This is a genomic window from Borrelia persica No12 (assembly GCF_000500045.1).
Classification (GTDB): Bacteria; Spirochaetota; Spirochaetia; order Borreliales; family Borreliaceae; genus Borrelia; species Borrelia persica.
Genome location: NZ_AYOT01000083.1, coordinates 1 through 3178 on the forward strand (window position 1 = coordinate 1; position 3178 = coordinate 3178).

Here is a 3178-nt window from a genome sequence, read left to right on the forward strand (position 1 = left end):
GGTTATGAAAAATCTGAACTTAAAATACGAATGTCTGAGATAAGCGAGAAATACAAAGAAAAGCCCCATTTTATAGTCGAAAGTAAAAAGTACCCAGACTTAAAAAAAGCCATTGCGAAACTTAAAAAAACGGTACCACAGGTAAAGGATGAAGAAGCAGAAAAGAGGAATCTTGAGATCAACATATTTAGCATACTAGTAGATCAATTTTCTAGGAAAGTGGATAGAGCAATTTTGTTCCCAATACTTAGGGAGTATTTGAGTAAACAAGAAACATTGGACTATAAAAAAACATTCAACAACCATTATTACAACGAAATCTTCGAAATAATAGAAGAAAAAGGATATTTAAAAATCAGAGAGAGTGAGAAAATCGTAACTTGAGGGTAATTAATGGAAAGCGTATTAGAACGCCTAAAAGAAAAAAAAGTTGAAATTGCACCAAAAGAAAAAAATAGGAATCTATTTATAAAAATAGAGGATAAGAACAATAGAAAAATATATCACACAAAAATCATGAAAGATTTTTATGCATTTGGAATTGATAAAAGACAAAATAATAAATTTTTTATTGTGTTTAGAGATTTATTCAAACAAAATAAAATAGAATTCTTTAGTTTATTTTCCATAAAAAAAAACGATAAATTTTTAGGGATATTTTATGGATGTAGAAGACCAATAAAAGATATTATAATGAAATACGAAGAAAACGGTGTTATGAAGGTATTTAAGTTTTCAAAAGCGTATTACCTAGAGTTTAGATTTGAAAAAGGAAGTGTTTATTGTTATATCAAAGGAATATACCGTTTACTCAGAAGGGATAAGGAATACACAAAATATTGCAAATCCTTAATTCAAAAACTCTTAAAATTAGAAAAGGAAGTATATGAATTTTATAATAAGGAATTGCCAGATGGGGGTTTGATAACAAAATGGATAGAAAAAAACCAAAAATAATCGCAATTGCGTCAATTAAGGGTGGTGTTGGAAAAAGTACAAGTGCTATCATATTTGCAATATTATTAGCTCAGAAATATAGAGTGCTTCTGATAGATATAGATACACAGGCTTCAGTTACTAGTTATTTTTTTATGAAAATAGAAAAACAAGGAATAGATTTAAAATCTATTAATGTGTATGAAGTCTTAAAGAATAATATAGATATTCATGATTCAATTATCAACATTGGCAATAATTTGGATTTGATACCGAGTTATTTAACTCTACATAAATTTAATAAAGAAGCAATAACTTTTAAAGAGATTAAATTACAAAAACAATTGCATAATTTAGAGTTAGAATATGACTATATAATAATAGATACCAATCCTAGTTTGGATTATACTTTAACGAATGCTCTTGTTGTTAGCAATTATATAATAGTACCAATGACAGCAGAGAAGTGGGCTGTTGAAAGTTTAGAACTTTTAAATTTTTCTATAAACGATATAGCTGTAGAAATACCAGTTTTTTTAATAATAACTCGATTTAAGAAAAATAATACACATAAAGAGTTGTTTAATTTGTTTAAAGAAGATAAAAATTTTTTGGGTTTAGTGTCGGAACGAGAAGATTTAAATAAAAAAATTGCAAGAAATGATATTTTTAATTTGAAAAAAGATTATATATTGGAATATAAGAACATATTAAGTAATTTTTTAAAAAAAATTTAATGTCCAATCAATCGGACATTGTTGTTTTTTGTCATCATAGATAAAAGGAGATGCCAATGGGTATTATAATCAATAAAAGAAATTTAGAAACTCTAGATGAAACAAAGGAACATTATAATAAATTAAAACAGAAGTTGAAATTTAACTTTCAACAAGAGGTTTATTATAAGATAGAATCTATTAAGGTTTTAAAAGAAATAAAGGATAATGAGTACTATAAATTCGATGGATATAGAACATTTGAGGATTTTATTAAAGAGTATAAGTTGGCAAGAAGTCAGGTTTATGATTATTTAAAGATAGCAACTGCCATAGAAAATGGGATTTTAGAAGAAAGCTATGTAGTAGAAAATGGAATTACCCGGACAATTGCATTTTTAAGAACTACAACAAGTAAATTAAAAAAATCAAAACGAAATTTGATCAAACCATTGAGATTTCAACTTAAAAATCAAAAGAGTTATGATTATTATAAAAAAAATGCGAAATTAACAGGTTTTATATTAGATAGACTTTTTTTAGAAAAACAAGAATTGCTTAAAGAATTTGTAAAGGAATTTGAAAGTTTGAAATGATAAAAGGCTTTGCAACGATTGATATTATCTTCACTTTGATGTATAATGTCCTTATTAAGGTGCTCTGTGCGATATTCGCACCAGTATCTCCTTATGATTTTTGGTTAAGCTATGAAAGGTTATAATCCTTACTTAAATGTTTTACAGTATAATTTTTACTGAATAATCCTTTAAGTAAGGATTATGTTTTGTAGTAAATTTTCACTTTTATATATCACAATTTTTTTAAAATTTTTTAAATTATATTGATAAATGTTTGTTAATTTTTAGTTTTTTGTTATAATATTTTTTGTTATATATAAAAAATAAACAAAAATCAAAGGAGAGTTTATAGTGAAAAATATAAATAACATATCAAAAACAAATATGCAAGAAATTATTAACAAATATATTAGTGAAATTACGTCAGAAGATATTTTAAAATTATGGAATTCATACAAATGTATGTATGGATTAGATAAAATAGATTTACAATCAGAACGTGATATTTTAACTTTGCTTAAGATAAATAATCTTAATCCATTTAAAAAAGAAGCATATATAATCCCATTTAATGGGAGACCAACAGTTGTAGTAGCATATCAAACTTTGCTTAAAAGAGTATATGAGTATGGATACGATAGTAGAGATTTTTCATTTAAAGAAGAAAAGCTAAAGACTTATAGAGTTGATGCTAAAGGTAATATAATAGAAAAAGAAGACTTACAGTGTACTGCATATATGAGTACTAGCGAAGGAAAATGTTATAGCTTTTCAGTTCTTTTAGGAGAGTGTAGTAGAAATACAGCAGTATGGAGAGAGAAGCCAGTGTTTATGCTAAGAAAATGTGCAATAAGTGGACTTTGTAGAACATTGCCAGGAACTGATTTATCTGCTATGCCATATACTAGAGAAGAATTAGAAGGTATAAGTACTGTATATGAAGAACAA

General features: G+C 25.9%; 5 protein-coding genes. All 5 read left to right on the forward strand.

Features of this window, described 5'->3' with window-relative positions:
- Positions 1 to 384, forward strand: a 384-nt coding sequence (locus U881_RS0101525; RefSeq protein ID WP_024653022.1) for a plasmid maintenance protein, incomplete at its 5' end; no start/stop codon positions are given.
- 9 nt (positions 385 to 393) lie between these two features.
- Positions 394 to 957: a DUF226 domain-containing protein gene (locus U881_RS0101530; RefSeq protein ID WP_024653023.1), complete on the forward strand. Its 564-nt coding sequence runs from the start codon at positions 394 to 396 to the stop codon at positions 955 to 957.
- Complete coding sequence (locus tag U881_RS0101535; RefSeq protein ID WP_024653024.1) at positions 933 to 1673, forward strand: ParA family protein; 741 nt, start codon at positions 933 to 935, stop codon at positions 1671 to 1673. The genes U881_RS0101530 and U881_RS0101535 overlap by 25 nt, the downstream gene beginning before the upstream one ends.
- Positions 1674 to 1729: 56 nt before the next feature.
- Positions 1730 to 2248 carry a chromosome replication/partitioning protein gene (locus U881_RS0101540; RefSeq protein ID WP_024653025.1) on the forward strand — a complete coding sequence of 173 codons (519 nt, stop codon included), beginning with the start codon at positions 1730 to 1732 and terminating at the stop codon, positions 2246 to 2248.
- Positions 2249 to 2581: 333 nt separating this feature from the next.
- Positions 2582 to 3178 (forward strand): recombinase RecT (locus tag U881_RS0101545; protein WP_024653026.1); only part of this gene is annotated, 597 nt, incomplete at its 3' end.